The organism is Mycolicibacterium smegmatis, assembly GCF_001457595.1.
Classification (GTDB): Bacteria; Actinomycetota; Actinomycetes; order Mycobacteriales; family Mycobacteriaceae; genus Mycobacterium; species Mycobacterium smegmatis.
In genome coordinates this window covers 3,319,230-3,344,971 of sequence record NZ_LN831039.1, presented here as the reverse complement: position 1 = coordinate 3,344,971, position 25,742 = coordinate 3,319,230, and the positions used below count along the sequence as shown (strand labels likewise).

General features: G+C 69.1%; 22 protein-coding genes. 10 read left to right on the top strand and 12 right to left on the bottom strand.

Going from position 1 to position 25,742, the window contains the following annotated elements:
- Positions 1-11: 11 nt before the first annotated feature.
- The 3 genes from AT701_RS16050 (at position 12) to AT701_RS16040 (ending at position 2,987) form a co-directional block, all read left to right on the top strand.
- Positions 12-422 (top strand): nitroreductase family deazaflavin-dependent oxidoreductase, encoded by a 411-nt coding sequence (locus tag AT701_RS16050; protein ID WP_223495577.1) that lies wholly within the window; start codon positions 12-14, stop codon positions 420-422.
- 21 nt (positions 423-443) lie between these two features.
- A complete protein-coding gene (locus tag AT701_RS16045; protein ID WP_058126193.1) occupies positions 444-1,079 on the top strand; it encodes a LysE family transporter in 636 nt (211 codons plus the stop codon).
- A 387-nt stretch (positions 1,080-1,466) separates the two neighbouring features.
- Positions 1,467-2,987 carry a hypothetical protein gene (locus AT701_RS16040; RefSeq protein ID WP_058126192.1) on the top strand — a complete coding sequence of 507 codons (1,521 nt, stop codon included), beginning with the start codon at positions 1,467-1,469 and terminating at the stop codon, positions 2,985-2,987.
- A gap of 45 nt (positions 2,988-3,032) precedes the next feature.
- Here the strand turns inward: AT701_RS16040 and nadC are convergent, their stop codons facing one another.
- The 3 genes from nadC to nadA are packed head-to-tail and all read right to left on the bottom strand — an operon-like array spanning position 3,033 to position 6,528.
- Complete coding sequence (nadC, locus tag AT701_RS16035) at positions 3,033-3,890, bottom strand: carboxylating nicotinate-nucleotide diphosphorylase (protein WP_003894590.1); 858 nt, start codon at positions 3,888-3,890, stop codon at positions 3,033-3,035.
- 2 nt (positions 3,891-3,892) lie between these two features.
- Positions 3,893-5,488 carry an L-aspartate oxidase gene (locus AT701_RS16030; protein ID WP_011728891.1) on the bottom strand — a complete coding sequence of 532 codons (1,596 nt, stop codon included), beginning with the start codon at positions 5,486-5,488 and terminating at the stop codon, positions 3,893-3,895.
- Positions 5,485-6,528: a quinolinate synthase NadA gene (gene nadA / locus AT701_RS16025; protein ID WP_003894588.1), complete on the bottom strand. Its 1,044-nt coding sequence runs from the start codon at positions 6,526-6,528 to the stop codon at positions 5,485-5,487. Before nadA ends, AT701_RS16030 begins: the two co-directional genes overlap by 4 nt.
- Before the next feature lie 73 nt (positions 6,529-6,601).
- On the opposite strand from nadA, the gene nrtR reads away from it, so the two are divergent.
- Together nrtR and AT701_RS16015 are read left to right on the top strand one after the other, a co-directional pair.
- A complete protein-coding gene (nrtR, locus tag AT701_RS16020) occupies positions 6,602-7,267 on the top strand; it encodes a DNA-binding transcriptional regulator NrtR (RefSeq protein ID WP_011728890.1) in 666 nt (221 codons plus the stop codon).
- Positions 7,268-7,309: 42 nt separating this feature from the next.
- A complete protein-coding gene (locus AT701_RS16015; protein ID WP_011728889.1) occupies positions 7,310-8,641 on the top strand; it encodes a lipase family protein in 1,332 nt (443 codons plus the stop codon).
- 29 nt (positions 8,642-8,670) lie between these two features.
- On the opposite strand, the gene AT701_RS16010 is transcribed toward AT701_RS16015, so the two are convergent.
- From AT701_RS16010 to bioB, 3 genes are read right to left on the bottom strand one after another with little or no spacing between them, the layout of a single operon-like run.
- Entirely contained in the window at positions 8,671-9,348 is a 678-nt protein-coding gene (locus tag AT701_RS16010; protein WP_058127636.1) for a DUF2567 domain-containing protein, read from the bottom strand.
- A gap of 14 nt (positions 9,349-9,362) precedes the next feature.
- Positions 9,363-9,599 carry a biotin synthase auxiliary protein BsaP gene (gene bsaP, locus AT701_RS16005; protein WP_014877604.1) on the bottom strand — a complete coding sequence of 79 codons (237 nt, stop codon included), beginning with the start codon at positions 9,597-9,599 and terminating at the stop codon, positions 9,363-9,365.
- 12 nt (positions 9,600-9,611) lie between these two features.
- Positions 9,612-10,673, bottom strand: coding sequence for a biotin synthase BioB (gene bioB / locus AT701_RS16000; protein ID WP_011728886.1), 1,062 nt, complete (start codon positions 10,671-10,673; stop codon positions 9,612-9,614).
- 65 nt (positions 10,674-10,738) lie between these two features.
- Here bioB and bioQ point away from each other — a divergent pair, with 65 nt between their 5' ends.
- Positions 10,739-11,356 carry a TetR family transcriptional regulator BioQ gene (gene bioQ / locus AT701_RS15995; protein WP_058126191.1) on the top strand — a complete coding sequence of 206 codons (618 nt, stop codon included), beginning with the start codon at positions 10,739-10,741 and terminating at the stop codon, positions 11,354-11,356.
- Here the strand turns inward: bioQ and AT701_RS15990 are convergent, their stop codons facing one another.
- The 5 genes from AT701_RS15990 to AT701_RS15970 all read right to left on the bottom strand — a co-directional run bounded on the left by AT701_RS15990 (position 11,357) and on the right by AT701_RS15970 (position 15,890).
- Positions 11,357-12,118, bottom strand: a complete 762-nt coding sequence (locus AT701_RS15990) for a maleylpyruvate isomerase family mycothiol-dependent enzyme (protein WP_058126190.1) — start codon at positions 12,116-12,118, stop codon at positions 11,357-11,359.
- Between the two features lie 12 nt (positions 12,119-12,130).
- Entirely contained in the window at positions 12,131-12,640 is a 510-nt protein-coding gene (locus tag AT701_RS15985; RefSeq protein ID WP_058126189.1) for a 2'-5' RNA ligase family protein, read from the bottom strand.
- Positions 12,641-12,664: 24 nt separating this feature from the next.
- Positions 12,665-13,342 carry a dethiobiotin synthase gene (gene bioD / locus AT701_RS15980; RefSeq protein WP_011728882.1) on the bottom strand — a complete coding sequence of 226 codons (678 nt, stop codon included), beginning with the start codon at positions 13,340-13,342 and terminating at the stop codon, positions 12,665-12,667.
- Positions 13,339-14,487 (bottom strand): 8-amino-7-oxononanoate synthase, encoded by a 1,149-nt coding sequence (locus AT701_RS15975; RefSeq protein WP_058126188.1) that lies wholly within the window; start codon positions 14,485-14,487, stop codon positions 13,339-13,341. The genes bioD and AT701_RS15975 overlap by 4 nt, the downstream gene beginning before the upstream one ends.
- Before the next feature lie 104 nt (positions 14,488-14,591).
- Entirely contained in the window at positions 14,592-15,890 is a 1,299-nt protein-coding gene (locus AT701_RS15970; protein ID WP_011728880.1) for an adenosylmethionine--8-amino-7-oxononanoate transaminase, read from the bottom strand.
- Positions 15,891-15,980: 90 nt separating this feature from the next.
- On the opposite strand from AT701_RS15970, the gene sucT reads away from it, so the two are divergent.
- From sucT to treZ, 4 genes are read left to right on the top strand one after another with little or no spacing between them, the layout of a single operon-like run.
- Entirely contained in the window at positions 15,981-18,143 is a 2,163-nt protein-coding gene (sucT, locus tag AT701_RS15965; protein ID WP_058126187.1) for an acetyltransferase SucT, read from the top strand.
- Positions 18,144-18,180: 37 nt separating this feature from the next.
- Positions 18,181-20,304: a glycogen debranching protein GlgX gene (glgX, locus tag AT701_RS15960; protein WP_162267896.1), complete on the top strand. Its 2,124-nt coding sequence runs from the start codon at positions 18,181-18,183 to the stop codon at positions 20,302-20,304.
- A gap of 2 nt (positions 20,305-20,306) precedes the next feature.
- The gene (gene treY / locus AT701_RS15955) at positions 20,307-22,583 is read left to right on the top strand and encodes a malto-oligosyltrehalose synthase (RefSeq protein ID WP_058126185.1); all 2,277 of its coding nucleotides are present in this window, start codon (positions 20,307-20,309) and stop codon (positions 22,581-22,583) included.
- Positions 22,580-24,331 carry a malto-oligosyltrehalose trehalohydrolase gene (gene treZ / locus AT701_RS15950; protein ID WP_058126184.1) on the top strand — a complete coding sequence of 584 codons (1,752 nt, stop codon included), beginning with the start codon at positions 22,580-22,582 and terminating at the stop codon, positions 24,329-24,331. The genes treY and treZ overlap by 4 nt, the downstream gene beginning before the upstream one ends.
- 95 nt (positions 24,332-24,426) lie before the next feature.
- On the opposite strand, the gene ilvA is transcribed toward treZ, so the two are convergent.
- A complete protein-coding gene (gene ilvA, locus AT701_RS15945) occupies positions 24,427-25,719 on the bottom strand; it encodes a threonine ammonia-lyase IlvA (protein WP_081319482.1) in 1,293 nt (430 codons plus the stop codon).
- Positions 25,720-25,742 lie beyond the last annotated feature (23 nt).

Below are 25,742 nucleotides of genomic sequence, written 5' to 3'. Positions count from 1 at the left end.
CGGAGCCCGAGTTGTCGGCAAAAGACCACCCCAACAAGGCACCTGGCGTACCGATGCTGTTCCCGCCCTGGCTGGAGCGACTGCAACTCAAGTACGTCAATCCGGTGATGACGCCCGTCGCCAAACGACTACCCGGTTTCACCGTCATCAAGCACCGGGGCCGCAAGTCGGGCCGGGCGTACGAGACCGTGGTCAACAGTTACCGCAAGGACAATGTGTTCGCGGTGATCCTCGCCCACGGCAAGACAAACTGGGTGAAGAACGTCCTGGCCGCGGGTGGCGCGGAGGTGAAGATGTTCGGCCGCGAGTTCGAGATCACGAACCCGCGCATCCTGCCCGCCGGCAGCGACGATCCGTCCCTGCCCCGGATCGCGCGCCTGAGCGCGCGCAAGGCCGGGATCCTGGTAGCCGAAATCGTTTGACCGCGATGCCAGACTGCCCGTATGGAATGGCACGTCTGGCTGGCGTTCTTCGGCGCGGCGATCGCGATCAGCGTCTCCCCCGGCGCCGGTGCCATCCAGTCCATGGCGACCGGTCTGACCCACGGTGTGCGCCGTGGGTACTGGAGCATCCTGGGCCTTGAGATCGGGCTCATGCTGCAGCTCGCCCTGGTCGCGATCGGGCTGGGCGCCGCGGTGGCCGGTTCGATCGTCGCGTTCAACATCATCAAGTGGATCGGCGTCGCCTATCTGATCTACCTGGCGGTGCGCCAATGGCGCACGGCCGCCATCGACCTGCGTGCGCAGCTCGGCAAGGCGACCGAGGCCGGCCGTACCGGCCTGGTGGTCCGCGGGTTCCTGGTGAATGCCACCAACCCCAAGGGCCTGGTGTTCTTCCTGGCCGTGCTGCCACAGTTCGTGGTGCCCACCGCGCCCCTGCTGCCGCAGTACCTGGCGATCGGCGCGACGATGATCGCCGTCGACCTGGTGGTGATGGGGCTCTACACCGGCCTCGCGGTCCGGTTGCTGACGTGGCTGCACACGCCCCGCCAGCAGACGATTCTCAACCGCGTGTTCTCCGGTTTGTTCGCGGCAGCCGCCGTGGTGCTTTCGTTGGTCCGCCGCGCGGCCACTGTTTGACGCCCGCGTTATTTCGAGTCCGGGTATCCAGCAACATTGAGACCGCTTCCATGGAATTTGCTGGGACTACTTGAAACCGAAATAACCGCGGATCGCCATTCGTGGCGACCTTTTTATCGGTAGCCAGATTTCCACTTCCCGGAATGTTGGTTCACTCAGCGCAGTAATTACGATCCGGATCACCGCATCCCCGCGCCAATTTACTCGCGCGTCTATTCAGACGCAATCGCATCAATGTGCTTCGACCAGCTAGAACAGTTCCTCAGCAACTGATAGAAAGATTGGGATTTCCGTTGAGTTGCGTTTCGGAAATCAGCTCACGTCGCTCGATTCGCCATTCTTCGAACCGAATGAAGGAATATCCACATGCCCCGATATAGGTCGGCCGTGACCAAGCATCAGCGCCTGACTTCCGCCGTCGCGGCGAGCATCGTCGCCACCGCAGGCGTCGCTGTCTCCCAGGCGCCGGCACCCGCCAGTACCGGAACGCCAACCACGTACCAAACCCCGACCTCGACCTCGACTCCGCGATGGCTGACGGTCACATCGACGCCGGAGGGCGCACCTGCCACCCCCAACGCCCTCTACGGTGCGATCCTGCCCGCGACCTCGCCCGGGTCGGTGACCTCGACCGGATCGGGCATCGGTCACCTGGAGCCGGGGGTCAGCGGCTCTCCTGCCTTCACCGCCGTACGCGCCGTCCGACCCGGTTCAAGCACGGCACGGCTGGTCTTCGCACCCAAGACCTCGACGTCTGGCACCGCGCTCACCGTCACGCCAATCGCCGTGGGCATGGTGGGTGACGCCAAGGTGACGGTGGCCGTGGATTCCAGTGGCCGCCCGATGATCGGCCCGGGTGGCTGGCTCATCGGGAATGGCATCGAGCCCGGTCAGAACGGCGGCCTGCTGATCGGCAACGGTGCCGACGGCGGACCCGGTCAGAAGGGCGGCAATGGTGGATTTCTGCTCGGCAACGGCGGCAGGGGCGGAGATGGGCTCGCAGGCGTCAACGGTGGCCGGGCCGGCGACGGCGGCAACGCCGGCTTGCTCGGTAACGGCGGTGACGGCGGCAACTCGGTGGGCGGTGTGGAAGGTGCAAACGGAGGTAACGCCGGGTTGATCGGCAACGGCGGCAAAGGGGGCGACGGAAGTCCGAACGTCATCTCCAATGGCGCACACATCGCCAACGCCGGCCGCGGCGGCAACGGCGGCAACGGGGGCCTGCTCGTCGGGTCGGGGGGTGACGGCGGCCGAGGTGGTGATGGTGACGGCGAAGGTCCTGAAACGGCGGGCAGCCACGGCGCCGACGGCGGCAACGGCGGGGCCGGCGGGGTTTTCGGAAACGGCGGCCGCGGCGGCGACGGCGGTGACGCCAACAATGGAACCGCCGGCACCCGCAACGGAAATGCAGCAGCCGGCAACGGCGGAAACGGTGGCTCGACCGGAATAGGAACCGGTGGTGCCGGTGGAAACGGCGGGAAGGCAACCGGAACCAACGCAGCGTACGGCGGAAACGGTGGCAACGGCGGCAGCGGACTTGCCGGCGGCGGCAATGGCGGTGACGGCGGCGATGCACAGAGCTCTTCGAACCGCGCCCGCCCCGGACAAGGCGGTCAGGCCGGCCGCGGCGGATTTGGCCGCGACGGCAAGACCGGCAACCCCGGCAATGCGACCGACCGGTCTGCCACCCGCGAGAACGTGAGCAACCGTGTCACCGGCCGTTCGACGCCCACACGCAGCGCGGACAAGGCCGGCAGTCGCACATCGTCCAGCTCGGAGTCCAACTCGGAGTCCAGCTCGGAGTCCAGCTCGAAGACCAGCTCGAAGGCCGGCGGCACCAAGAGCAGCGGCACCAAGAGCGGTGGCGGCGCTGCAGGCACCGGTTCGGACTCCAAAGACAGCGAGTAGCCGCTGAGGTTGCGGCGTCTCCACACCGGGGACGCCGCAACCGCCTCAGAAGTCCAGGCCCAGGTCGAGCACCCGCACCGAGTGTGTGAGCGCCCCGATCGCGAGGTAGTCGACGCCGGTGCCCGCATAGTCCGCCGCGGTGTCCAGCGTCAGCCCGCCCGAAGACTCCAGCAGCGTCTCGGGGGCACGCGCGTCGCGGCGCTGCACGGCCATCTGCGTCTGCCACACCGGGAAGTTGTCCAGCAGGACCAGTTCGACGCCGAGCGCGAGCACCTCGTCGAGCTGCTCGAGCGAATCGACCTCGACCTCACACGGCAGGCCGGGCGCCTCTTCGCGGACGGCCTTGAGGGCGGCCACCACCGAACCGGCCGCGGCGACGTGGTTGTCCTTGATCAGCGCGGCGTCGCCGAGTCCCATCCGGTGGTTGACGCCGCCGCCGACGCGCACGGCGTACTTCTGCAGCAGGCGCAGACCGGGCAGCGTCTTGCGGGTGTCGCGGATCTTGGCCTTGGTGCCCGCGACGGCGTCGACCCAGGCGGCCGTCGCGGTCGCGACCCCCGAAAGGTGACACAGCAGGTTGAGCATGGTGCGTTCGGCCGTGAGCAGTTCCCGCGTCGGCGCCTCGACCGTCAGCACGGTCTGCTTGGCGTCGAGCTGGGCACCGTCGTCGACGCGGTGCAGCACGCGGTAGCGGTCGGCGCCGATCATCTCGTCGAGCACCAGCAGCGCGACGTCGACGCCTGCGATGACACCCGGTTCGCGGCTGACGACGGACGCCGTCGTGGTCGCGGCCGCGTCGACCGTGGCCATCGTGGTCACGTCGGGACCGTAGGCGAGGTCTTCTTCGACCGCGCGCGCGACGGCCGCCTTGGCCGCCGTCAGTTCGGCATCGGAAAGTTTCATCATCAGCACACCGCCGTCGGGATGTCGACGGCGACGTCGCCGTCGTGGATACGGACTGTCATCGAGACCTCCTGTGTGGGGTCGGTGTCCGGGAAGTCGCCGCGATGGTGGGAGCCGCGGCTCTCGGTACGGGCCGTGGCCGCCCTGACCACGGCGCGGGCCACCGAGGTCAGCGCGGCGTCCTCGAAGGACGCGCGGTCGCTGGGCACCACGGCACGCGCGGCGTCCAGCGTCTCGGCGAGCCGGTGCAGACCCTGCGCGTCACGTACCACCGACGCGTGGGTGGACATCGCGGCCTGCAGCACCTGGCGGTCCACGGCGTCGCGCCGGACCTGCTGCGGGACCACCGCGCGCACGGACCCGGCTTGTTCGGCGTGGGCGGCCGCGGCGCGCCCGGCCCGCGAACCGACCACCAGGCCTTCGAGCAGGCTGTTGGAGGCCAACCGGTTCGCGCCGTGCATCCCGGTGCGCGCGACCTCGCCCGCGGCGAACAGTCCCGGCAGAGCGGTACGCCCGTACACATCGGTGACCACACCGCCGCAGCTGTAGTGCGCGCCGGGAACCACCGGGATGGGCTCACGCGCCGGGTCGATACCTGCCGCGAGGCAGGCCGCCGTGACGGTCGGGAACCGGTCCGCGACGCCGGCGACGCCGCGCGCGTCGAGGTAGACGCATGGGTCCCCGGTGGCGGCCAGGCGCGCGTTGATCGCCGCGGCGACCACGTCGCGCGGCGCCAGGTCCCCCATCGGGTGCACGCCCGCGGTGACCGGGTGTCCCTGTGCGTCGATCAGAACCGCACCTTCACCGCGCAGCGCCTCGGTGATCAGCGGGCGGCGCCCGCCCGCCGCGGCGCCGAACAGCATGGTCGGGTGGAACTGCACGAACTCGATGTCGCTGACCGCGACACCGGCCCACAGCGCCAGCGCGATGCCGTCACCGGTCGACCCGACCGGGTTGGTGGTGGCGGCATAGAGGTGGCCGAGTCCGCCGGTAGCCAGGACCACCGACGGGGCGTGCAGGATGCCGGGACCGTCGTCGTTGTGGACCAGCACACCGGTGACGCCGGCCTCGTCCTGCAGGATTCGCAGCGCCACGTGGTTGTGGCGGATGTCGAGGTGTGCGGCCGCGTGGTTCAGCGTGCGCTGCACCTCGGCGCCGGTGGCGTCGCCGCCCGCGTGGATGATCCGGCGCCGGGTGTGCCCGCCCTCGCGGGTGAGCGCCCAGCGCCCGGGCGCGGATTCGTCGAACAGGGCGCCGTCGGCCACCAGGTCGGTGATCGCCTTGGCGCCGTCGGCGACGATCGAGCGCACGGCCTCGGCGTCGCACAGCCCGCCGCCTGCGGCGAGCGTGTCGGCGACATGAGCCTCGATGGTGTCGTCAGCCGAGCCGACACCGGCCGGCAGGACGACGGCGATGCCGCCCTGGGCGTAGAACGTCGCGGTCTCGCTCACCTTGCTGAGCACCGTGACCCGCCGGCCGGCGCGATGCGCGGCCAGCGCCGCGACCAGGCCGGCGACGCCGGTGCCGATCACGACGACGTCGGTTCGTTGCTGCCAGTACGCCGAGGTGCCGCAGGCGAACGTGCCCGCGCCGGTCATTCGCCGCCGCCGGGCTGCCCGATCTCGATCATGCGCTGCACGCTGGCACGGCCGAGGCGTGCGGTCTCCGGGTCCACGTGCACCTCGTCGGCGCCCTCGACGAGGCACCGCAGCAACGCGGCCGGGGTGATCATCTTCATGTACGTGCACGAGGCCCGGTCGTTGACCGCGAGGAAGTCGACTTCCGGTGCGGCCCTGCGCAACTGGTGCAGCATGCCGATCTCGGTGGCGACCAGGACCTGGCGTGCGGAGGTCTCGCGCGCGGCGTCGAGCATGCCACCGGTCGACAGGATCTTGACGCGGTCTTCGGGGACCGCGCCCTCGCCTGCGAGGTACAGCGCCGACGTGGCGCAGCCGCACTCGGGGTGCACGAACAGCTCGGCATCGGGGTGCGAACGGGCCTGGGCCGCGAGTTCGTCGCCGTTGATGCCGGCGTGGACGTGGCACTCACCGGCCCACACGTGCATGTTCTTGCGGCCCGTGACGCGCCGGACGTGGGCGCCGAGGAACTGGTCGGGGCAGAACAGCACCTCGCGGTCCTCGGGGATGGACGCCACGACCTCGACGGCGTTGGACGACGTGCAGCAGATGTCGGTCAGGGCTTTCACCGCGGCGGTGGTGTTGACGTAGGACACGACGACCGCCCCTGGATGGTCGTCCTTCCACGCCTGGAGTTCCTCGGCGGTGATCGAATCGGCCAGCGAGCACCCGGCCCGCTGATCCGGGATCAGCACCGTCTTGTCGGGGCTGAGGATCTTGGCGGTCTCGGCCATGAAGTGCACGCCGCAGAACACGATGGTGTCCTCGGGCGCCTCGGCCGCGATGCGGGACAGCGCGAGGGAGTCCCCGACGTGATCGGCGACGTCCTGGATGGCAGGCAACTGGTAGTTGTGCGCCAGCAGCGTCGCGCCGCGCAGCTCGACGAGCCGGCGCACTTCCGCGGCCCACTGCTCGTCGCCGTCGATGCCCGAATAGCCGCCGGGGCCGTCCACAATCCGGTCCGCGAGGGCCCCTGCGGGCGTTCCGTTGAGCACGGTCACGGTGGCCTCCTCATCGAGTTCAGGTTTTCGACTTATAATCGAAAACATGCCCAATCGTAGCACCGCCCACGAAGTGCTCGCCGTCGTGTTCCAGGTTCGCGACCTCGACACGCGTCAACCGTCTCTCAACGTGCTGCTGTGGCAACGCGCACTGGAACCCGAGCGCGACAAGTGGTCGCTCCCCGGCGGACGCCTGCGCGACGACGAGGACCTGACCACGTCGGTGCGGCGTCAGCTCGCCGAGAAGGTGGACCTTCGCGAGCTCGCCCACCTGGAGCAACTCGCGGTGTTCTCCGATCCGAAGCGCGTGCCCGGTGAACGCACCATCGCCTCGACGTTCCTCGGCCTCGTGCCCTCCCCCGCCACTCCGGCGCTGCCCGACGACACGCGCTGGCATCCGGTGCACGAACTGCCCCCGATGGCGTTCGACCACGCGCCCATGGTCGAACACGCCCGCACCCGGCTGGTCGCCAAGCTTTCCTATACGAATATCGGATTTGCCCTGGCGCCAAAAGAATTCGCCATCTCGTCGCTGCGCGATGTCTACAGCGCCGCGTTGGACTACCAGGTGGACGCCACCAACCTGCAGCGGGTTCTCGAACGCCGCAAGGTGATCACCCGCACCGGGACCACCGCGCGGTCGGGCCGCAGCGGCGGGCGTCCGGCCGCCCTGTTCCGGTTCACCGAGTCGCGTTATCGCGTCACCGACGAGTTCGCTGCGTTGCGACCGCCCGGGTGAGTCGGCTGGACTCTTAGACCTTTCTTAAGCAAGAATGCCCGGATGGACTTGTCCAGCGCCGCGAAAGCCGCCGATGCCGAATGGATCGGGCGCGCACCGCACGAGGAACTCGACCGCGACGCGCGGCCGGGGCTCCCCGGTGAAGATCCGTTCTATCTGCCGCCGGCCGGCTACCACCACGCCGAACCCGGAACGGTGCTGCGCAGCCGCGACGTCGAACTCGCGTTCCTCGGGCTGGTCCCCCAGGCCCTGCACGCCACCCAGCTGCTGTACCGCACCACCGATCGCAACGGCGCTCCCGAGGCCGCGGTCACCACGGTGATCATGCCGCCCGACGCGCGCGCGGGCTGCCCGATCGTGTCCTACCAGTGCGCGATCGACGCGATCTCGGCCACGTGCTTCCCGTCGTACGCGCTGCGCCGTCACGCCAAGGTCACCGGTGGCCTCGCCCAGTTCGAGCTCCTGCTGATCACCGCGGCGCTGGCCGAGGGCTGGGCCGTCTCGGTGCCCGACCACGAAGGCCTCGACGGCATGTGGGGCGCGCCGTACGAACCCGGGTACCACGTGCTCGACGGGCTTCGTGCCGCGCTGAACTCCGAGCGCCTGCCCCTGACCGACGCGTCGCCCATCGGCCTGTGGGGCTACTCGGGCGGCGGTCTGGCAAGTGGCTGGGCCGCGGAGATGAGCGGCTCCTACGCCCCCGAGCTCAACATCGTCGGCGCCGTACTCGGTTCGCCGGTCGGCGATCTGGGCCACACGTTCCGGCGGCTCAACGGCACGGTGTTCTCGGGACTGCCCGCACTCGTCGTCGCCGCCCTCGCCGACATCTACCCGGGCCTCAATCGGGTCATCGCCGAGCACGCGACCACCGAGGGCCGCAAGCTGCTGCAGCGCCTGCACAAGATGAGCACCATCGAGGCCGTGCTGCGGCTGGCGCGCAAGGACATGGACGACCTGGTCGACCTGCCGCTCGAACAGATCCTCGACAGCCCCGAGGTCACCGAGGTCTTCGACGACATCAAACTCGGTGTGGCGACACCGAATCCACCCGTGCTGCTGATCCAAGCCGTGCACGACGAGCTGATCTCGGTCTCCTCGATCGACGAGCTGGCCGAGAAGTACCTGACCGGCGGCGCCTCGGTGACCTATCACCGCGACCTGTTCAGCGAGCATCTGCTGCTGCACCCCATGTCGGCCCCCATGGCGCTGCGGTGGCTGACCGACCGTTTCGCCGCGCGTCCGCTGACCGCCAACCTGGTGCGGTCGAAGTGGCCGACGCTGCTCAACCCGGTCACCTACGTCGGGATGGCCCGGTTGGCCGGTATCGCGGCCAAGGTGGTCACCGGACGCGCGCTGCGGCGCAGCCCCCTCTGAGCCCCCTCTCAGTTTCCGGCGCTGCAGCGTCAGGCCTGCGGCGGTGGGGTGACCATGGGCGGCAGGTGCGGATTCACGGGCGGATAGACCGGTGTTTCGACCGGCGGCCAGGCGCCCAGGTCGTCGCGCGACGTCGACACCGCGATCAGCGCGTACACCAGCGCCGCGACCGCGGCCGGGAACAGGATGGTCGTCGCGATCTGCAGCGGCGTGTGCCCGAAGAACACCGGCGGCGCCTCGACGACGTAGAACACGCGGTTCTCCGGGGTGACGGGCGCGCTCGCCACGTCGATCGACCCGTAACGGCCGTGCACCAGCAGGGCCCCGATGCCGGCCGCGGTGCCGGCCGCCGCGGCGCACCCGGCCACCAGGGCCGTCACCAGAACCGGCCCGCGGTGCGCGCGCCACTGCCACAGCGCCACCGCGGCGACCGCGGCGAGCACCACCAGCAGGCCAGTGAACATGAACGCCGCGGTGAAGAAATGGTCGGACTCGGCACCGAGGTATGCCCGCGCCCGGTCGCCGCTGCGGGTCAGTGCGATCACGCCGTGGATCGGGGGCGCCAGGACCGACCACACCACACCGAGCAGCGCGCCTGCGCCGGCGAGTGCCGCCACCACGATGACCGCGGCGCGCGACCGGGAGATGCGGGGTCCGCCCGCGGGCCTGCTCGGCGCCGTCGGGGCCGGCGCGTCGGAGACGCTCATGTGGAGGTCTTTGCTCATCGCCGGGGGTCGAGGTCGGTGGAGTCGACGTGCCCGTGCCGCGAGCACTGGGCCCACCAGCCGTCCGGGCGCACCTGCACGATCATCCGGCGGCCGCACTCGGCGCAGAACCGTGGGGGCTCCAGTCCCAGTTGCGCGGCCGTGGGCAGCGCGCTGTCCGCCGGACCGCCGGTGTAGACGTTGTAGACGCCGGCACCGACGGGCGCGGGAAGCGCCGGGGTTTCCTCGATCATCACCACCCCGTTTTACAGGGTGGCGTTGAGCGCCTTGATGGGCATCTGCAAATCGTCGAGCAATTGCAGGTCGGCCTCGGCCGGTCGGCCCAGCGTGGTCAGGTAGTTACCGACGATGACGGCGTTGATGCCGCCGAGGATGCCCTTCTTGGCGCCGAGGTCGCCCAGGGTGATCTCGCGTCCGCCGGCGAATCGCAGCATGGTGCGCGGCAGCGCGAGACGGAACGCCGCGACGGCCTTGAGCGCCTCGGAGGCCGGCAGCACCTCGAGGTCACCGAACGGTGTGCCCGGGCGCGGGTTGAGGAAGTTGAGCGGCACCTCGTGCGGATTCAGTTCGGCGAGGTTGGCCGCGAACTCGGCGCGCTGTTCGAGGGTCTCCCCCATGCCGAGGATGCCGCCGCAGCACACCTCCATGCCTGCCTCGCGGACCATGTTGAGGGTGTCCCAGCGCTCCTCCCAGGTGTGGGTGGTGACGACGTTGGGGAAGAACGAGCGCGCGGTCTCCAGGTTGTGGTTGTAGCGGTGCACGCCCATGTCCGCCAGGCGCTGCACCTGCTCCTCGGTGAGCATGCCCAGCGAGCACGCGATCTGGATGTCGACCTCGTTGCGGATGGCCTCGATGCCCGCGGCGACCTGTGCCAGCAGACGCTCATCGGGCCCGCGCACGGCGGCCACGATGCAGAATTCGGTGGCACCGGTCTTTGCGGTCTGCTTGGCCGCCTCCACCAGGCTCGGCACGTCGAGCCACGCGCTGCGCACGGGCGAGGCGAAAAGTCCTGACTGCGAGCAGAAGTGGCAGTCCTCCGGGCAGCCGCCGGTCTTGAGGCTGATGATGCCCTCGACCTCGACGTCGGGACCGCACCAGCGCATCCGCACCTCGTGGGCCAGCGAGAGCAGGTCGTCGAGGCGCTCATCGGGCAACTGCAGCACCTGCAGGGTCTGCGCCTGGTCGAGGCCGACGCCGCGCTCCAGCACCTGCTCGCGCGCCACGTCCAGTACATCTGTGCCGTTGATGGCCGCCTGCGTCACGCCGTCCTCCTGCGGGTTGAAAAGATCTCGGAACACCTCGAACATCGCGACCGCCCGGTCGCTGAACGGTGTTCAGGTTACTTGAACGGTGTTCAGGTTAAGATAAGCGTGTGCAACTCCACAAACCCGACGTGGTGGCTGCGGCGACGAAGATCCTCGACGACCACGGCATCGCCGACCTGACGATGCGGCGCCTGGCGCGCGAGCTCGACGTCACGCCGGGCGCCCTGTACTGGCATTTCGCCAACAAACAGGAACTGTTGGGGGCAGTGGCCGACCACATTCTGCGCACCGCGCGCACCGACACCGCGGACCTCGCGTGGCGCGAACAGATCCACGAGTCCTGCCGCGCGTTGCGCGACGCGTTGTTGTCGCACACCGACGGCGCCGAACTCGTGTCGGCGAGCTTCGCGTCCGGGCAGTCGGTGGTGATCACCGAGATCGTGGAGCAGCTGGGTCGCGCGGCCCGCGCCGCCGGGGTGGGCGACGCCGACGTCGATGCGGCCGCCCGCACCGTGATCTATTACGTGCTGGGATTCACCGTCGACGAGCAGTCCCGGCTGCAGTGGGACGCCGTCGGCGCGCTGGGTGACGATCAGTCGATGCTCACCCGCGACGGCACCCGCCAGTTCCGCTTCGGCCTGCAGTTGCTCGTCGACGGGCTGGCCGCCCACGGCGGCGGCAGTGAATTCACCGGATTTTCTTCTGCGGAGCGCTCTTTCGAGTAGTCACGGCATACCGCGGGCGACCACGGCATCCAGCGCTTGAAGCGACGCGGGCTCACCGGAGGTATCCACCGAACCGCCGCGATTCCACGCCCACAGTGCGAGATCGGCTGCCGTGCCGCGCACCGTCGCCGAGGCAATCACCACCTGCGTGTCCGGGCTGCGAACCGCGCTCGGCCAGTCACCGGCCGCACCGACATCGACCTGCCAGCGCTGCGCGGTGTCGGTCGCGACGAACTCGACCACCGCGGCCCCCTCGAAGTGCGAACCCTCCGGCTGCCAGGCCCACATGACGTCCACCGCGTGGTCGACCGCACCTGCCGCGACGTCGGCGGCAATGGCGCCGATCGGCAGGCCCGCGGCCAGTTCGGCGTCCACGCGGTGCATCAACGCCTCGTAGGTCTGCATCCGCCGCGTGAAGCCGACCGTCTGATCCGATGGGAACCACGACCACCGCGGTTCGGCGTCGTCCAGCCTGCTCAGTTCCGCCAGCAGCACGGACGTCGCGCCCTCACGCAGCGCCAACAGGTCCGCCACGGAGTCGGGCCGCGACGGTTTCGATTGCTCGACCGCGGCGACCCCGTCCTCTGCTGTCACGTTGCGGAACAGCACCGCGGCCCAGAACAGGTGCACCTCGGTCAGATGCCACAGCAGATCCGCGGCCGTCCAGTCCGGGCAGGTCGGGCAGCGTGCGTCGGGCGGCGTGTGGGCCAGCACCTCGGCGAACCGCCGGGACTCGGCGTCGATGATCGCGAGCCGGTTCACGCCCCCAGCATGTCACCCGATCGGGTGCTCTGTGCGCTTGTCGCCGTTCCAGTGCCGCAGACCGATCACGGTGCCGGCGATCTCGGCCGGTCGCCCGGCGATCCGCAGTGCGGTCGCCAGCCGCGTCGGGGCGACGCGGCGCGCCAGGGTGACGTGCGGGGTCCACTGGCCGGGCTCGGAGTGCGGCATGGGCGCAGGCGTCATCAACGGCACACACGCCCGGTGCACCCGGGCCTGCACGTCGAGCAGGTCCGGTGAGGGCAGCAGCAGGCGCGCCAGGACCCCGGCCGAGCGGCCGAAGATGAGTGTGGCCCCCAACCGGCACGGCAGCGGCAGGCGCGCGGCAACGGGCCGCAGGATCTGTTCGACCTCGGCGTCGATGTGCTGGGCGACGGTCAGGGTCGCGTGCGGCCTGCTCGCGGGGGCCTGGCTGGGTATCCCGGCGTCGCGCAGTTCATCCCAGATGGCCCGCACGGTCGCCTCTGTCTCGGCGTCGAAGACGAGTTCGACGGAGTGCACCATGCGCTTGCTCCTCCCGCAGACGCCTCAGCTCAGGCTCGTGATCCAGTCTGCGTCAAACGCCGCCGCGCTCAACGCCTCGAAGCGTTCAGGGCTCGCCGCGCCGGCCCCTGCCGGCAGCACGGCACGCACGGGCGCGAGCGCCTCGAGGGCGGTGCGGTTGTCCAGTTCTGCGACGCCGGGTTCGGCGGGCCACGCTCCGATCACCAGGCCGGCACACGAAAGACCGTGCGCGGCAAGCGCTTCGAGGGTCAATGCGGTGTGGTTGAGGGTGCCCAGGCCCGGGGACACCACGATGAGCACCTGCGCGCCCAGATCGTGCGCGAGATCCCGCAGCGTGACGCCGTCGGCGCCGAGGGCGACCAGCAGACCGCCCGCGCCTTCGACGATGGTCAGACGCCCGGCGGCGTCGACCGCGCGCACGGAGCCGACGAGTTCGGTGCGGGTGGGCAGCGGCGCACCGGCGCGCCCCGCAGCGGCGACCGGTGCCAGGGGCTCGGGGTAACGCCAGCCGCCGTGCAGCGCGGTGACCCCCGACAGGCGGCGCACCTCGCCCAGATCGTCGTCGCCGTCGATGGTCCCGGTCTGCACGGGCTTGCACACCGCGACGTCGCGGCGGGCCAACCGCGCTGCGCAGGCCAGCGCGGCCGTCGTCACTGTCTTGCCGACACCGGTGTCGGTGCCGGTGACCGCGAGGACGGTCATGCCCGCGCGGTGGCGAGCACGTCGGTCAGCACCTGATGGGCCAGTGCCATCTCGTCGTCGGTCAACGAGGCCCTGGCGGCCAGGCGCAGCCGCGAGGTGCCCGCGGGAACCGTGGGCGGGCGGAAGCAGCCCACGCGCACACCGCGGTCGAGGCAGGCCGCCGCGGCGCCCACCGCGATCTCCGGATCGCCGAGGATCACCGACACCACCGCGGAGACGGGCGCTTCGGTGACGCCTGCGATCGTGGCCAGTTCGGCCGCGCGGTCGAGTACCGCGCGGGCACGCTGCGGTTCGGCGTCGAGCACCCGCAGCGCGGCCGATGCGGCGCCGACGGCGGCCGGCGCCAGGCCGGTGTCGAAGATGAACGAGCGCGCGGTGTCGATGAGGTGCGCGCGCACGGCCTCGGGGCCCAGGACCGCACCGCCCTGGCTGCCCAGTGCTTTCGACAGCGTCGTGGTCATCACGATGTCGGGTGCACCCGCCAGGCCGACCTCGTGCAGCAGGCCCTGACCGCGCGTGCCGCGCACCCCGAGACCGTGTGCCTCGTCGACGAGCAACAGCGCGCCGTGGCGGCGGCACACCGCGTGCAGGTCGCGCAGCGGGGCCAGATCACCGTCGGCGCTGAACACCGACTCCGTCACGACGACGGCGCGCTCCTCGGTGCGCGCGGCCAGCGCCGCGTCGACCGCGTCGACGTCGCGGTGCGGCGAGACGACCACCCGGGCCCGCGACAGCCGGCACGCGTCGACGAGGGACGCGTGCGACAGCGCGTCGGAGACGATCAGCGATCCCGGCCCGGACAGTGCCACCAGCGCACCGAGGTTGGCGGTGTAGCCCGACGAAAAGACCAGGGCCGATTCGGCGCCGAGGAACGACGCAAGCTGGTGCTCGAACGCCTCGTGCAGCTCGGTGTTCCCTGTGACCAGGCGTGATCCTCCGGCGCCGCCTCCCCAGGTGCGCAATGCCTCGACGCCGCCGTCGAGCACGTCGGGGTGCTGCGACAGGCCCAGATAGTCGTTGGACGCCAGGTCCAGTTCGGCGGCGACGGGCGGACGGACCCGCAGTTCACGGCGCAGGCCCTCGGCGCGGCGACGTTGTTCGATGTCGGCCAGCCAGGCCAACGGTGAAAGACCTGCGCGCGTCACGAGCTCTCCCTAGAGGTGTTGTCGTCGGCGGCGAGCCGCCAATTGAACACGGCGGCGAGCCGCCGAATTGAACACCGGCGACGAGCCGCCGAATTGAACACCGTTCAGGTTAATGCACGCGCGACGCCGACCATGCCCGCGGTGATCTGTGCGACCTCCTCGGGCGTGCAGATGAACGGCGGCATGGCGTAGATGAGCTTGCCGAACGGCCGCAGCCACACCCCGTGCGCGAGCGCCGTGGTCGTGGCCAGCGGCATGTCCACGGGCTCGCGCATCTCGATCACGCCGATCGCACCGAGAACCCGCACGTCGGCGACGCCGGGTAGGGCACGCGCGGGCTCCAGTCCGCTGCGCAATCCCTCCTCGATCGCGGCGACCCGCGCGGGCCAGTCGCTGTCGATCAGCAGCTCCACGGCCGCGACCCCCACCGCGCACGCCAGGGCGTTGGCCATGAACGTCGGGCCGTGCATGAGCGCCCCCGGCTCGCCCGAGCTGATGGTCTGCGCGACCCGCGCGGTGCACAACGTCGCGGCCAGCGTGATGTAGCCGCCCGTGAGCGCCTTGCCGACACACATGATGTCGGGGCTCACGCCGGCGTGCTCGGCGGCGAACAGCTTTCCCGTGCGGCCGAAACCGGTCGCGATCTCGTCGAAGATGAGCAGCACGTCGTGGCGGTCGCAGATCGCGCGCAGATCCGCCAGGTACCGCGGATCGTGGAAGCGCATGCCGCCCGCGCCCTGGACGACGGGTTCGACGATCACCGCGGCCAGGGAGCCGGCGTTGGCGGCGAGCTGCTTCTCGAACGCCGCGCTGTAGGCCGGGTCGTACTCGCGCGGCACGGCCTCCGCGAACTCCTGCGCCGCAAGAACATCGGTCCACAGCGAGTGCATGCCGCCGTCCGGGTCGCACACGCTCATCGGCGTGAACGTGTCGCCGTGATAGCCGCCGCGCCACGTCATCAACCGGTGCTTGGCGCCGCGGCCCAGGCTGCGCCAGTACTGCAGCGCCATCTTCACCGCGACCTCCACCGACACCGACCCGGAGTCGCTGAAGAACACCGTGTCCAGACCGTCGGGGGTCAGCTCGACGAGCAGCTGGGCCAACCGCGCCGCGGGCTCGTGCGTCAGGCCGCCGAACATGACGTGGTTCATGGTCGACAACTGCCTGCTGATCGCGGCGTCGAGTACCGGATGACCGTGCCCGTGCACGGCGGTCCACCACGACGCCATCGCGTCGAGGACGTCGATGCGCGCACCGTCGGACGGGTCGATCACGGTGAGCCAGGCGCCCTTGGCGCCGACCGCCACGACCGGCGGGAACGCGTCCGCACCGATCTTGCTGTAGGGATGCCAGATGTGTGCGGCGTCGACGGCACTGATCTGCGCCGGGGTCAGGTCGGCCACAGACGGGGAGCCTAGCCCTTTGCCCGTGGGTGTGATCAACACGTTCCGAATGTGAGCAGACGGGGGTTGTTAGGTAAATTGACCTCGATCATGATGACCCTCTCCCCGACGCGGCCGGCGCCGATCAGTCGCGATACGCGCGCCGCAAATCCGTCAATGGGGACCCGGAAATCCGGTTTCTACCGTCACGATCTCGACGGCCTGCGCGGCATCGCGATCATGATGGTGGCTGTCTTCCATATCTGGTTCGGCCGTGTTTCCGGTGGTGTCGACGTGTTTCTCGCGTTGTCCGGGTTCTTCTTCGGCGGCAAGATCCTGCGCACCGCACTCGACCAGTCCACGCCGCTGCGGCCGTTGTCGGAGGTCGTACGACTGGTGCGCCGGCTACTGCCCGCGCTCGTCGTCGTGCTGGCCGCCGCGGCGGTTCTGACCATCCTCATCCAGCCGGAAACACGCTGGGAGGCATTTGCTGACCAGAGTCTGGCGAGCCTGGGCTACTACCAGAACTGGGAATTGGCGAACACCGCGGCGGACTACCTTCGTGCCGGTGAGACGGTCAGCCCGCTGCAGCACATCTGGTCGATGTCGGTGCAGGGCCAGTTCTACATCGCGTTCCTGGTGCTGATCTTCGGGTTCGCCTATCTGTTCCGGCGCCTGTTCGGCCGTCACCTTCGGACCTTCTTCATCGTCCTGCTCGCGGCGCTGACCATCGCGTCGTTCGTGTACGCGATCATCGCCCACAACACCGATCAGGCCACCGCCTACTACAACAGCTTCGCGCGCGCCTGGGAACTGCTGCTCGGCGCGCTCGCCGGGGCGCTCGTGGGATTCGTGCGCTGGCCCATGTGGCTGCGCACCGTGGTGTCGGTCGTCTCGCTGGCGGCGATCCTGTCGTGCGGCTGGTTCATCGACGGCGTCAAGGAGTTCCCCGGACCGTGGGCCCTGGTGCCGGTGGGCGCGACGATCCTGTTCATCTTCTCGGCCGCGAACCGGATGAGCGACCCGCGCACTGCGGGCCGCCTGCCCACGCCCAACCGCCTGCTGGCGACGGCGCCGTTCGTATCGCTGGGTTCGATGGCCTACTCGTTGTACCTGTGGCACTGGCCGCTGCTGATCTTCTGGCTGTCGTACTCCGGGCACACGGCGGCCAACTTCGTCGAAGGCGCCGTGATCCTGCTGGTCTCCGGTGTGCTCGCGTGGCTGACGACGCGCTACATCGAGGAACCGCTGCGCACACAACCGGGCCGCGCGCCCGTGCCCGCGGTACCACTGCGGGCACGCCTGCGCCGGCCCACGATCGTGCTGGGATCGATCGTGGCGCTGCTCGGAGTCGCGCTCACCGCGACATCGTTCACGTGGCGGGAGCACGTCACCGTGCAGCGCGCGAGCGGCAAGGAACTGTCGGGGCTGTCGGCGCGTGACTACCCGGGTGCACGTGCCCTGATCGAACACGCACGGGTGCCCAAGCTGCCCATGCGGCCGACGGTGCTGGAGGCCAAGAACGATCTGCCGATCTCGACCACCGAGGGTTGCATCAGCGACTTCGCCAACGTCGGGGTGATCAACTGCACCTACGGCGACAAGAACGCCACCCGCACCATCGCGCTGGCCGGCGGGTCCCACGCGGAGCACTGGATCACCGCGCTCGATCTGCTCGGTCAGAAGCACGGTTTCAAGGTCGTCACGTATCTGAAGATGGGCTGCCCGCTGACCACCGAAGAGGTGCCGCTGGTCAGCGGCGACAACCGGCCCTACCCCAAGTGCCACGAGTGGAATCAGCGGGTGATGGCGAAGTTGATCGCCGATCACCCCGACTACGTGTTCACCACCTCGACGCGGCCGTGGAACATCAAACCGGGCGATGTGATGCCCAGTACGTACCTCGGCATCTGGGAGACGTTCAACGAGAACAACATCCCGGTTCTGGCGATGCGCGACACACCGTGGCTGACCCGCAACGGCAAGCCGTACTTCCCGGCGGACTGCCTCGCCGACGGCGGCGACGCGGTCTCCTGCGGGGTCAAGCGGTCGAAGGTGCTCTCCGACCGCAACCCGACACTGGACTATCTCGACCGGTTCCCGTTGATGAAGCCGCTCGACATGAGCGATGCGGTGTGCCGTGAGGACCACTGTCGCGTGGTGGAGGGAAACGTCCTGCTGTACCACGACTCTCACCATCTTTCCGCAACCTACATGCGCACCATGACCAATGAGCTGGGGCGCCAGATGGCGGCCGCAACCGGTTGGTGGTGATTCGGTGTCCGATCCGACCGCATCCCCACCGGCGCCGATGAACATGGTGTGGCCCGGCGAGGCCTATCCGCTGGGAGCGACCTACGACGGGGCGGGCACCAACTTCTCGCTGTTCTCCGAGGTCGCCGAGCGCGTCGAGTTGTGCCTGATCGCCAAGGACGGCACGGAGACCCGCATCAACCTCGATGAGGTCGACGGGTACGTGTGGCACGCGTATCTGCCGACCATCTCCCCCGGCCAGCGCTACGGCTTCCGCGTGTACGGCCCGTGGGATCCGTCGAAGGGTCTGCGCTGCGATCCCAGCAAGCTGCTGCTGGACCCGTACGGCAAGTCGTTTCACGGTGACTTCGACTTCTCGCAGGCGCTGTACTCCTACGACCTGGAGGCGGACCCACCCGGTAGCGGTACACCGCCGCGCGTCGACTCCCTGGGCCACACCATGACCAGCGTCGTGATCAACCCGTTCTTCCAGTGGGGATCCGACCGCGCCCCCAAGACCCCGTACCACGACACCGTGATCTACGAGGCGCATGTCAAGGGCATGACCCAGACCCACCCGGGCGTCCCTGAGGCGCTGCGCGGCACCTATGCGGGCCTGTCCCACCCGGTGATCATCGAGCACCTGCAGTCGCTCAACGTCACGGCCATCGAACTGATGCCGGTGCACCAGTTCATGCACGACCACCGGCTGCTCGACCTGGGCCTGCGAAACTACTGGGGCTACAACACCGTCGGCTTCTTCGCGCCGCACTTCCAGTACGCGGCGACCCGCAACGCCGGCGGTGCGGTCGCCGAGTTCAAGACAATGGTCAAGGCGTTCCACGACGCGGGTATCGAGGTGATCCTCGACGTCGTGTACAACCACACCGCCGAAGGCAACCACCTGGGCCCCACGATCAACTTCCGCGGTATCGACAATGCCGCGTACTACCGCCTGCTCGACGGCCAGCCCGAGTTCTACAAGGACTTCACCGGCACCGGCAACAGCCTCAACGCGCGGCACCCGCACACGCTGCAGCTGATCATGGATTCGCTGCGGTACTGGGTGCTGGACATGCACGTCGACGGGTTCCGCTTCGACCTGGCCTCGACGCTGGCGCGGGAATTCTATGACGTCGACCGGCTTTCGGCGTTCTTCGATCTGGTGCAGCAGGATCCCGTGGTCAGCCAGGTCAAACTGATCGCCGAGCCGTGGGACGTCGGCGAGGGCGGCTACCAGGTGGGGAACTTCCCAGGTTTATGGACCGAGTGGAACGGGAAATATCGCGACACTGTGCGTGATTACTGGCGGGGCGAGCCCGCAACCCTTGGCGAGTTCGCCTCGCGACTGACCGGTTCCTCGGACCTCTATGAGGCGACCGGTCGGCGTCCGAGTGCGAGTATCAACTTCGTGACCTGTCATGACGGGTTCACCCTCAACGATCTGGTGTCGTACAACGAGAAACACAACGAGGCCAACGGCGAGGACAACCGCGACGGCGAGAGTCACAACCGGTCGTGGAACTGCGGGGTGGAGGGGCCGACCGACGATCCCGAGATCCTCGCGCTGCGGGCCAAGCAGATGCGCAACATCATGGCCACGCTGATGCTCTCGCAGGGCACGCCGATGATCGCCCACGGCGACGAGATCGGCCGCACCCAGTTGGGCAACAACAATGTCTACTGCCAGGATTCGGAACTGTCCTGGATGGACTGGTCGCTGTGCGAGACCCACGCCGACCACCTCGAGTTCACCCGCAAGGTGGTGGCGTTCCGCAAGCAACATCCGGTGTTCCGGCGGCGCAGGTTCTTCGAGGGCAAACCGATCCGCAGCGGCGATCAGGTGCGCGACATCGCGTGGCTGACCCGCGCGGGCACCGAGATGACCCCCGAGGACTGGGGTACGGGGCTGGGCACGTGCGTGGCGGTGTTCCTCAACGGCGAGGCGATCCCCACCCCCGACGCACGCGGCGAACGGGTGGTCGACGATTCATTCCTGTTGTGCTTCAACTCGAATGACCATCCGGAGGATTTCGTCACGCCCAACGGCGACTACGCCGCGGAATGGACCGCAGATCTCGACACCGCCGACCCGGTCGGCAACTCGGACCTGGTGGTGCGGGCCGGCGAGAAGATCTCGATCCAGCCGCGTTCGGTCCTCGTCCTGCGTAAGACGGCGTGACGATGACGCGCCCGGTGCTCTCGACGTATCGGTTGCAGATGCGCGGGGACTGCTGCACGTTCGACGATGCGGTGAATCTCCTCGACCATCTCGACGACCTCGGCGTCTCCCATGTGTATCTGTCCCCCATCCTGACCGCGGCCGAAGGCTCCACGCACGGCTACGACGTCACCGATCCCACGACCGTCTCCCCCGCCCTCGGCGGTCCCGACGGACTGCACCGCCTGTCCGAGGCCGCGCGTGCGCGCGACATGGGCCTGATCGTCGACATCGTGCCCAACCACGTCGGTGTGGCACGTGCCGACGAGAACCCGTGGTGGTGGGACGTGCTCACCCACGGACGGTCGTCACGGTACGCCGACTACTTCGACATCGACTGGGATCTCGAGGTCGACGGCCAATCCGGCCGGATCGTGTTGCCCATCCTCGGATCCGACGACGACGTCGCCGATCTGACGGTGGACGGCGACGTGCTGCGTCTCGGTGATCTCGTGCTTCCGATCGCGCCGGGCACCGGTTCCGGCACAGGTGCCCAGGTGCACGACCGCCAGCACTACCGGCTCATCGGATGGCGTCGCGGCATCTGCGGGTACCGCAGGTTCTTCTCCATCACGTCACTGGCCGCGCTGCGCCAGGAGGACCGCGCGGTCTTCGACGCGACCCACACCGAGGTCAAACGGTGGTTCGACGAGGGTCTGGTCGACGGGGTGCGCATCGACCATCCGGACGGATTGACCGATCCCGCAGGCTATCTGACGTGGCTGCGGGAGATCGCGGGCCCGTCGGCGTGGATCGTCGTCGAGAAGATCCTCGCGTTCGACGAGGCACTCGACACCGCGCTCCCGGTGGCGGGCACCACGGGGTACGACGCGCTGCGCGAGATCGGCGGCGTGTTCATCGACCCGAACGGGGCAGGCCCGCTCGCTGAGTTGTGCGCCGACGTCGAGGTGGCCTCCGAGCACGACCTCAAACGGGCCGCCGTCACCGACATCCTCGGCAGCGAGCTGGCCCGCGTGTGCCGCACGATCACGCGCGCCACCGGGCGGAGCGACCCTCGGTTGCCCGACGCCGTGGCCGCACTCGTCAGCAACATCGGCGTCTACCGCTGCGACTACCCCACGCTGTCGGCGCTGCTCCCGGTCGCGTTGGCCAGCACCGCCTCGGCCGCACCGGATCTCGCCGACGCCCTCGGCACCGTCTCCGCGGCGTACGCGACCAGCGCGGAAGTCGCGGCACGGCTGAACCAACTGTGCGGAGCGGCCACCGCCAAGGCGGTCGAGGACTGCCTGTTCTACCGCGATCCGCGCCTGGTGAGCCTCAACGAGGTGGGCGGCGAGCCTGCGCTGTTCGGGGTCACCACCGCCGAGTTCCACCAGCGCGCCGCGACGCGGGCGCGGTTCTGGCCGACCGCGATGACCACCCTGTCCACGCACGACACCAAGCGCGGTGAGGATGTGCGTGCCCGCATCGGTGTCCTGTCGCAGGTGCCCGGGCTGTGGACCGAACTGGTGACGCAGTGGAGCGAGATCGCCCCACCACCTGACCTCGGGACCGGACTGTTCTTGTGGCAGAACATCTTCGGGGTCTGGCCGAGCGACGGCGAGATCACCGACGAGCTGCGCGGCCGGCTGCACGCCTACGCCGAGAAGGCCATGCGTGAAGCGGGCATCAAGACCTCGTGGAATGACCCCGACACCGCGTTCGAGGATGCTGTGCACAGCTGGGTGGACGCCGTGCTCGACGGACCCGTCGGCGCCGGGCTGACCGAGCTGGTCACCCGTCTGGACCGGCACGCCCGCAGCGACAGCCTGGGCCAGAAGCTCCTTTCGCTCACCGCGCCCGGTGTGCCGGATGTCTATCAGGGCACCGAGCTCGCCGAGGACAGCCTGGTGGATCCCGACAACCGCAGGCCGATCGACTACGCCGCCCATCGCGCCGCACTGCAGGCCGGTACCGATGCCAAGATGCGCGTCACCACAGCGGCCCTGCAGTTGCGTCGCGACCGTCCGCAGACGTTCCTGGCCGGCGGCCACACACCACTGCACGCCGACGGTGCCGCCGCCGACCACGTGATCTCCTACCTGCGTGGTGACGACGTGGTGGTCGCGGTCAGCCGGTGGACCGTCGCGCTGGCCGAAGCCGGTTGGGGGGACACGACATTGTCGCTACCAAACGGTGAGTGGATCGACCGGATCGGCGGACGCCGATGGAGCGGAACCGTGCAGGCGGACGAACTGTTCGCCGAACTGCCGGCGGCACTACTGGAGCGGCTGACATGACCGAATTCGCGGTGTGGGCGCCCCTGCCCGACGTGGTGCGCCTGGATGTCGAGGGCACGCTGCACGATATGACCCGGTCCGACGACGGCTGGTGGCGCGCCGAGGTCGAATGCGCCGACGACGCCCGTTACGGGTTCGTCCTCGACGACGACCCCAAGGTGCTGCCCGACCCCCGCTCGGCCCGCCAGCCCAACGGCGTGCACGAGCGCTCGCAGCTGTGGCGGCCAAGACCGGACGCCTGGACCGATGCCGACTGGCCGGGGCGGTCCATCGAGGGCAAGGTGATCTACGAACTGCACATCGGGACCTTCACTCCCGAGGGCACCTTCGACTCGGCCATCGAAAAGCTCGACTATCTGGTCGATCTCGGCGTCGACTTCGTCGAGCTCATGCCCGTCAACGCGTTCGGCGGAACCCACGGGTGGGGCTATGACGGGGTGCTCTGGTACGCCGTACACGAACCCTACGGAGGTCCCGACGGATTGATCCGGTTCGTCGACGCATGCCACACCCGCGGTCTGGGCGTGCTGATCGACGCCGTGTTCAACCACCTGGGCCCGTCCGGCAACTACCTGCCGAAGTTCGCGCCCTACCTGTCGGCAGGCAGCAACCCGTGGGGCGCTTCGATCAACCTGTCCGACGCCGACGCCGACGAGGTGCGCACCTACATCCTGGAATGCGCGCTGCGGTGGATGCGGGACTTCCACGCCGACGGTCTGCGCCTGGATGCCGTGCACGCGCTGATGGACAACACCGCGATCCACATCCTGGAGGAACTCTCGGCCGAAACCGACCGTCTGGCAGAAGAGCTCGGCCGCCCGCTGTCGCTCATCGCCGAGAGCGACCTGAACGATCCCCGACTGATCACGCCGCGCGACCGCGGTGGCTACGGCATGACGGCGCAGTGGGACGACGACATCCACCATGCGATCCACACCGCCGTCTCGGGTGAACGGCAGGGCTACTACGCAGATTTCGGGTCCATGGAGACCCTCGCCACCACGCTCAAGAACGGGTACTTCCACGCCGGGACGTACTCGTCGTTCCGGCACCGCCGCCACGGCCGTCCGCTCGACACCGCGACCATCCCGGGCAGCCGGTTGCTCGCCTACACCCTCACCCACGATCAGGTCGGCAACCGCGCGGTCGGTGACCGCCCGTCGCAGCGGCTCACCACCGGACAGCTGGCCGTCAAGGCCGCACTGGCCCTCGGCTCTCCCTATACGGCAATGCTTTTCATGGGCGAGGAGTGGGGGTCGTCGTCACCGTTCCAGTTCTTCAGCTCGCATCCCGAGCCCGAACTGGCCAGGGCCACGGCCGAGGGCCGCAAGGCCGAATTCGCCGGACACGGCTGGGACGCCGACGAGATCCCGGATCCGCAGGATCCGGCGACCTTCGAACGGTCCAAGCTGAAGTGGGACGAACTCGACCAGGGCGAGCACGCCCAACTGCTCGGGATCTACCGCGGGTTGATCGAACTGCGCCGCACCGAACCGGCACTCGCCGATATGTGGCTGGACCACCTGCGCGTCGACTTCGACGAAGACGACCGGTGGATCGTGCTGTACCGCGGCGACCTGGCGATCGCGTGCAACCTCAACGCCGAACCGGTCACCATAGGCATCTCCGGTGACCTGGTGCTGGCGTCGAGCACGCCGGAGGCGCGCCCCGACAGCACGGTGCTGGCCGGACATTCTTTCGCGATCCTGCGCCTTGTCAACTCTGCGTCCGCAGCCGGGCCGGGATGATTCGGCCAAGAGTCATCCCGGCTTCCAACCGGCCGATCTTCTGCGCCAACGACGAAGCCGTCGAGGTGCCGCCGCCGTTGCGCGCGGTCCGATGATCAGGTCAGGTAGCGGTACGTCGGAGAGCCCGGCTCGAGCAGCTCGACATGGATGTCGGACTGCCCCATGCGTGCCAGCAGACCCTCGAGGTCGGCGGCCGAGCTCAGCTCGACGCCCACGAGAGCTTCGCCGGTCTCGCGGTTGTTGCGCTTGACGTACTCGAACAGCGTGATGTCGTCACCGGGGCCGAGCACCTCGTCGAGGAACCGCCGCAGCGCGCCGGGTTCCTGCGGGAAGTCCACCAGGAAGTAGTGCTTGAGGCCGAGGTGCACCAGCGAGCGCTCCAGCACCTCGTTGTAGCGCGAGACGTCGTTGTTGCCGCCGGAGATCAGGCACACCACGGTGCTCCCGGGCTCGATGTCGGCCTCCAGCAGCGCCGCCACGGACAGCGCGCCCGCCGGTTCGGCGATGATGCCCTCGTTCTGGTAGAGGTCGAGCATCGCGGTGCACACCGCGCCCTCGTCTACGGTGGTCAGCGACACCATGTCGCCGGCCGCCGCGAGCGCCTCGAACGGCTTCTGCCCGGCACGGGCCACGGCCGCACCGTCGACGAACTGGTCGACGTCGGCCAGCATGACCGGCTCGCCGGCCGCCAGCGCGGCGATCATCGACGCCGCACCCGCGGGTTCCACGCCGAGCACCGAGGTGTTGTCGGTGCGCGCGGCGAGGTAGGTGGTGATGCCGGCGATGCAGCCACCACCACCGACCGGCACGATCACCAGATCGGGTTCGGTGTCCAACTGGTCGAGCAGTTCGGCGGCGATGGTGCCCTGTCCGGCCATCGTGCGCAGATCGTCGTACGGCGGCACCAGGGTTGCGCCGGTGCGGGCGACGTCCTCGAGCGCCGCGGCGGCAGCGAGGTCGTAGGTGGCGCCCACGGCGATGAGCTCGATGAACTCACGTCCGTGATAGCGGATGCGGTCGCGCTTCTGTTTGGGCGTCTTGGCAGGCACGTACACCCGGCCGTGGGTCTTCATGGTGCGGCAGGCCATCGCGAAGCCCTGCGCGTGGTTGCCTGCCGACGAGCACACCACACCGGCTGCGAGTTCCTCGGCCGACAACTGCGCCATCAGGTTGAACGCGCCGCGCACCTTGTAGGAGCGCACGGCCTGCAGGTCCTCGCGCTTGAGGTAGACGTTGGCGCCGGTGGCCTCGGACAGCCGTTCGCAGTACTGCAGTGGGCTCTCGGTGACCACGCCCGAAATTCGGCGAGCGGCCTCATCGATATCAGCAGCTGACAGCGGTGCGGTCAGCGCAGTGATTCGGGAGTCGGCGCTCAGTTCGGTGGTCACTCGTCAATACTGCCACCAACCAG

Excerpts from the sequence above, each read along its gene's own strand:
- AT701_RS16045 (WP_058126193.1), top strand. The coding sequence starts at position 444 with ATGGAATGGCACGTCTGGCTGGCGTTCTTCGGCGCGGCGATCGCGATC.
- nadC (WP_003894590.1), bottom strand. The coding sequence starts at position 3,890 with ATGAAACTTTCCGATGCCGAACTGACGGCGGCCAAGGCGGCCGTCGCG.
- AT701_RS16030 (WP_011728891.1), bottom strand. The coding sequence starts at position 5,488 with ATGACCGGCGCGGGCACGTTCGCCTGCGGCACCTCGGCGTACTGGCAG.
- AT701_RS16015 (WP_011728889.1), top strand. The coding sequence starts at position 7,310 with ATGGACTTGTCCAGCGCCGCGAAAGCCGCCGATGCCGAATGGATCGGG.
- AT701_RS16010 (WP_058127636.1), bottom strand. The coding sequence starts at position 9,348 with ATGAGCGTCTCCGACGCGCCGGCCCCGACGGCGCCGAGCAGGCCCGCG.
- bsaP (WP_014877604.1), bottom strand. The coding sequence starts at position 9,599 with ATGATCGAGGAAACCCCGGCGCTTCCCGCGCCCGTCGGTGCCGGCGTC.
- bioB (WP_011728886.1), bottom strand. The coding sequence starts at position 10,673 with ATGTTCGAGGTGTTCCGAGATCTTTTCAACCCGCAGGAGGACGGCGTG.
- AT701_RS15985 (WP_058126189.1), bottom strand. The coding sequence starts at position 12,640 with ATGGTGCACTCCGTCGAACTCGTCTTCGACGCCGAGACAGAGGCGACC.
- bioD (WP_011728882.1), bottom strand. The coding sequence starts at position 13,342 with ATGACCGTCCTCGCGGTCACCGGCACCGACACCGGTGTCGGCAAGACA.
- sucT (WP_058126187.1), top strand. The coding sequence starts at position 15,981 with ATGATGACCCTCTCCCCGACGCGGCCGGCGCCGATCAGTCGCGATACG.
- glgX (WP_162267896.1), top strand. The coding sequence starts at position 18,181 with ATGAACATGGTGTGGCCCGGCGAGGCCTATCCGCTGGGAGCGACCTAC.
- treY (WP_058126185.1), top strand. The coding sequence starts at position 20,307 with ATGACGCGCCCGGTGCTCTCGACGTATCGGTTGCAGATGCGCGGGGAC.
- treZ (WP_058126184.1), top strand. The coding sequence starts at position 22,580 with ATGACCGAATTCGCGGTGTGGGCGCCCCTGCCCGACGTGGTGCGCCTG.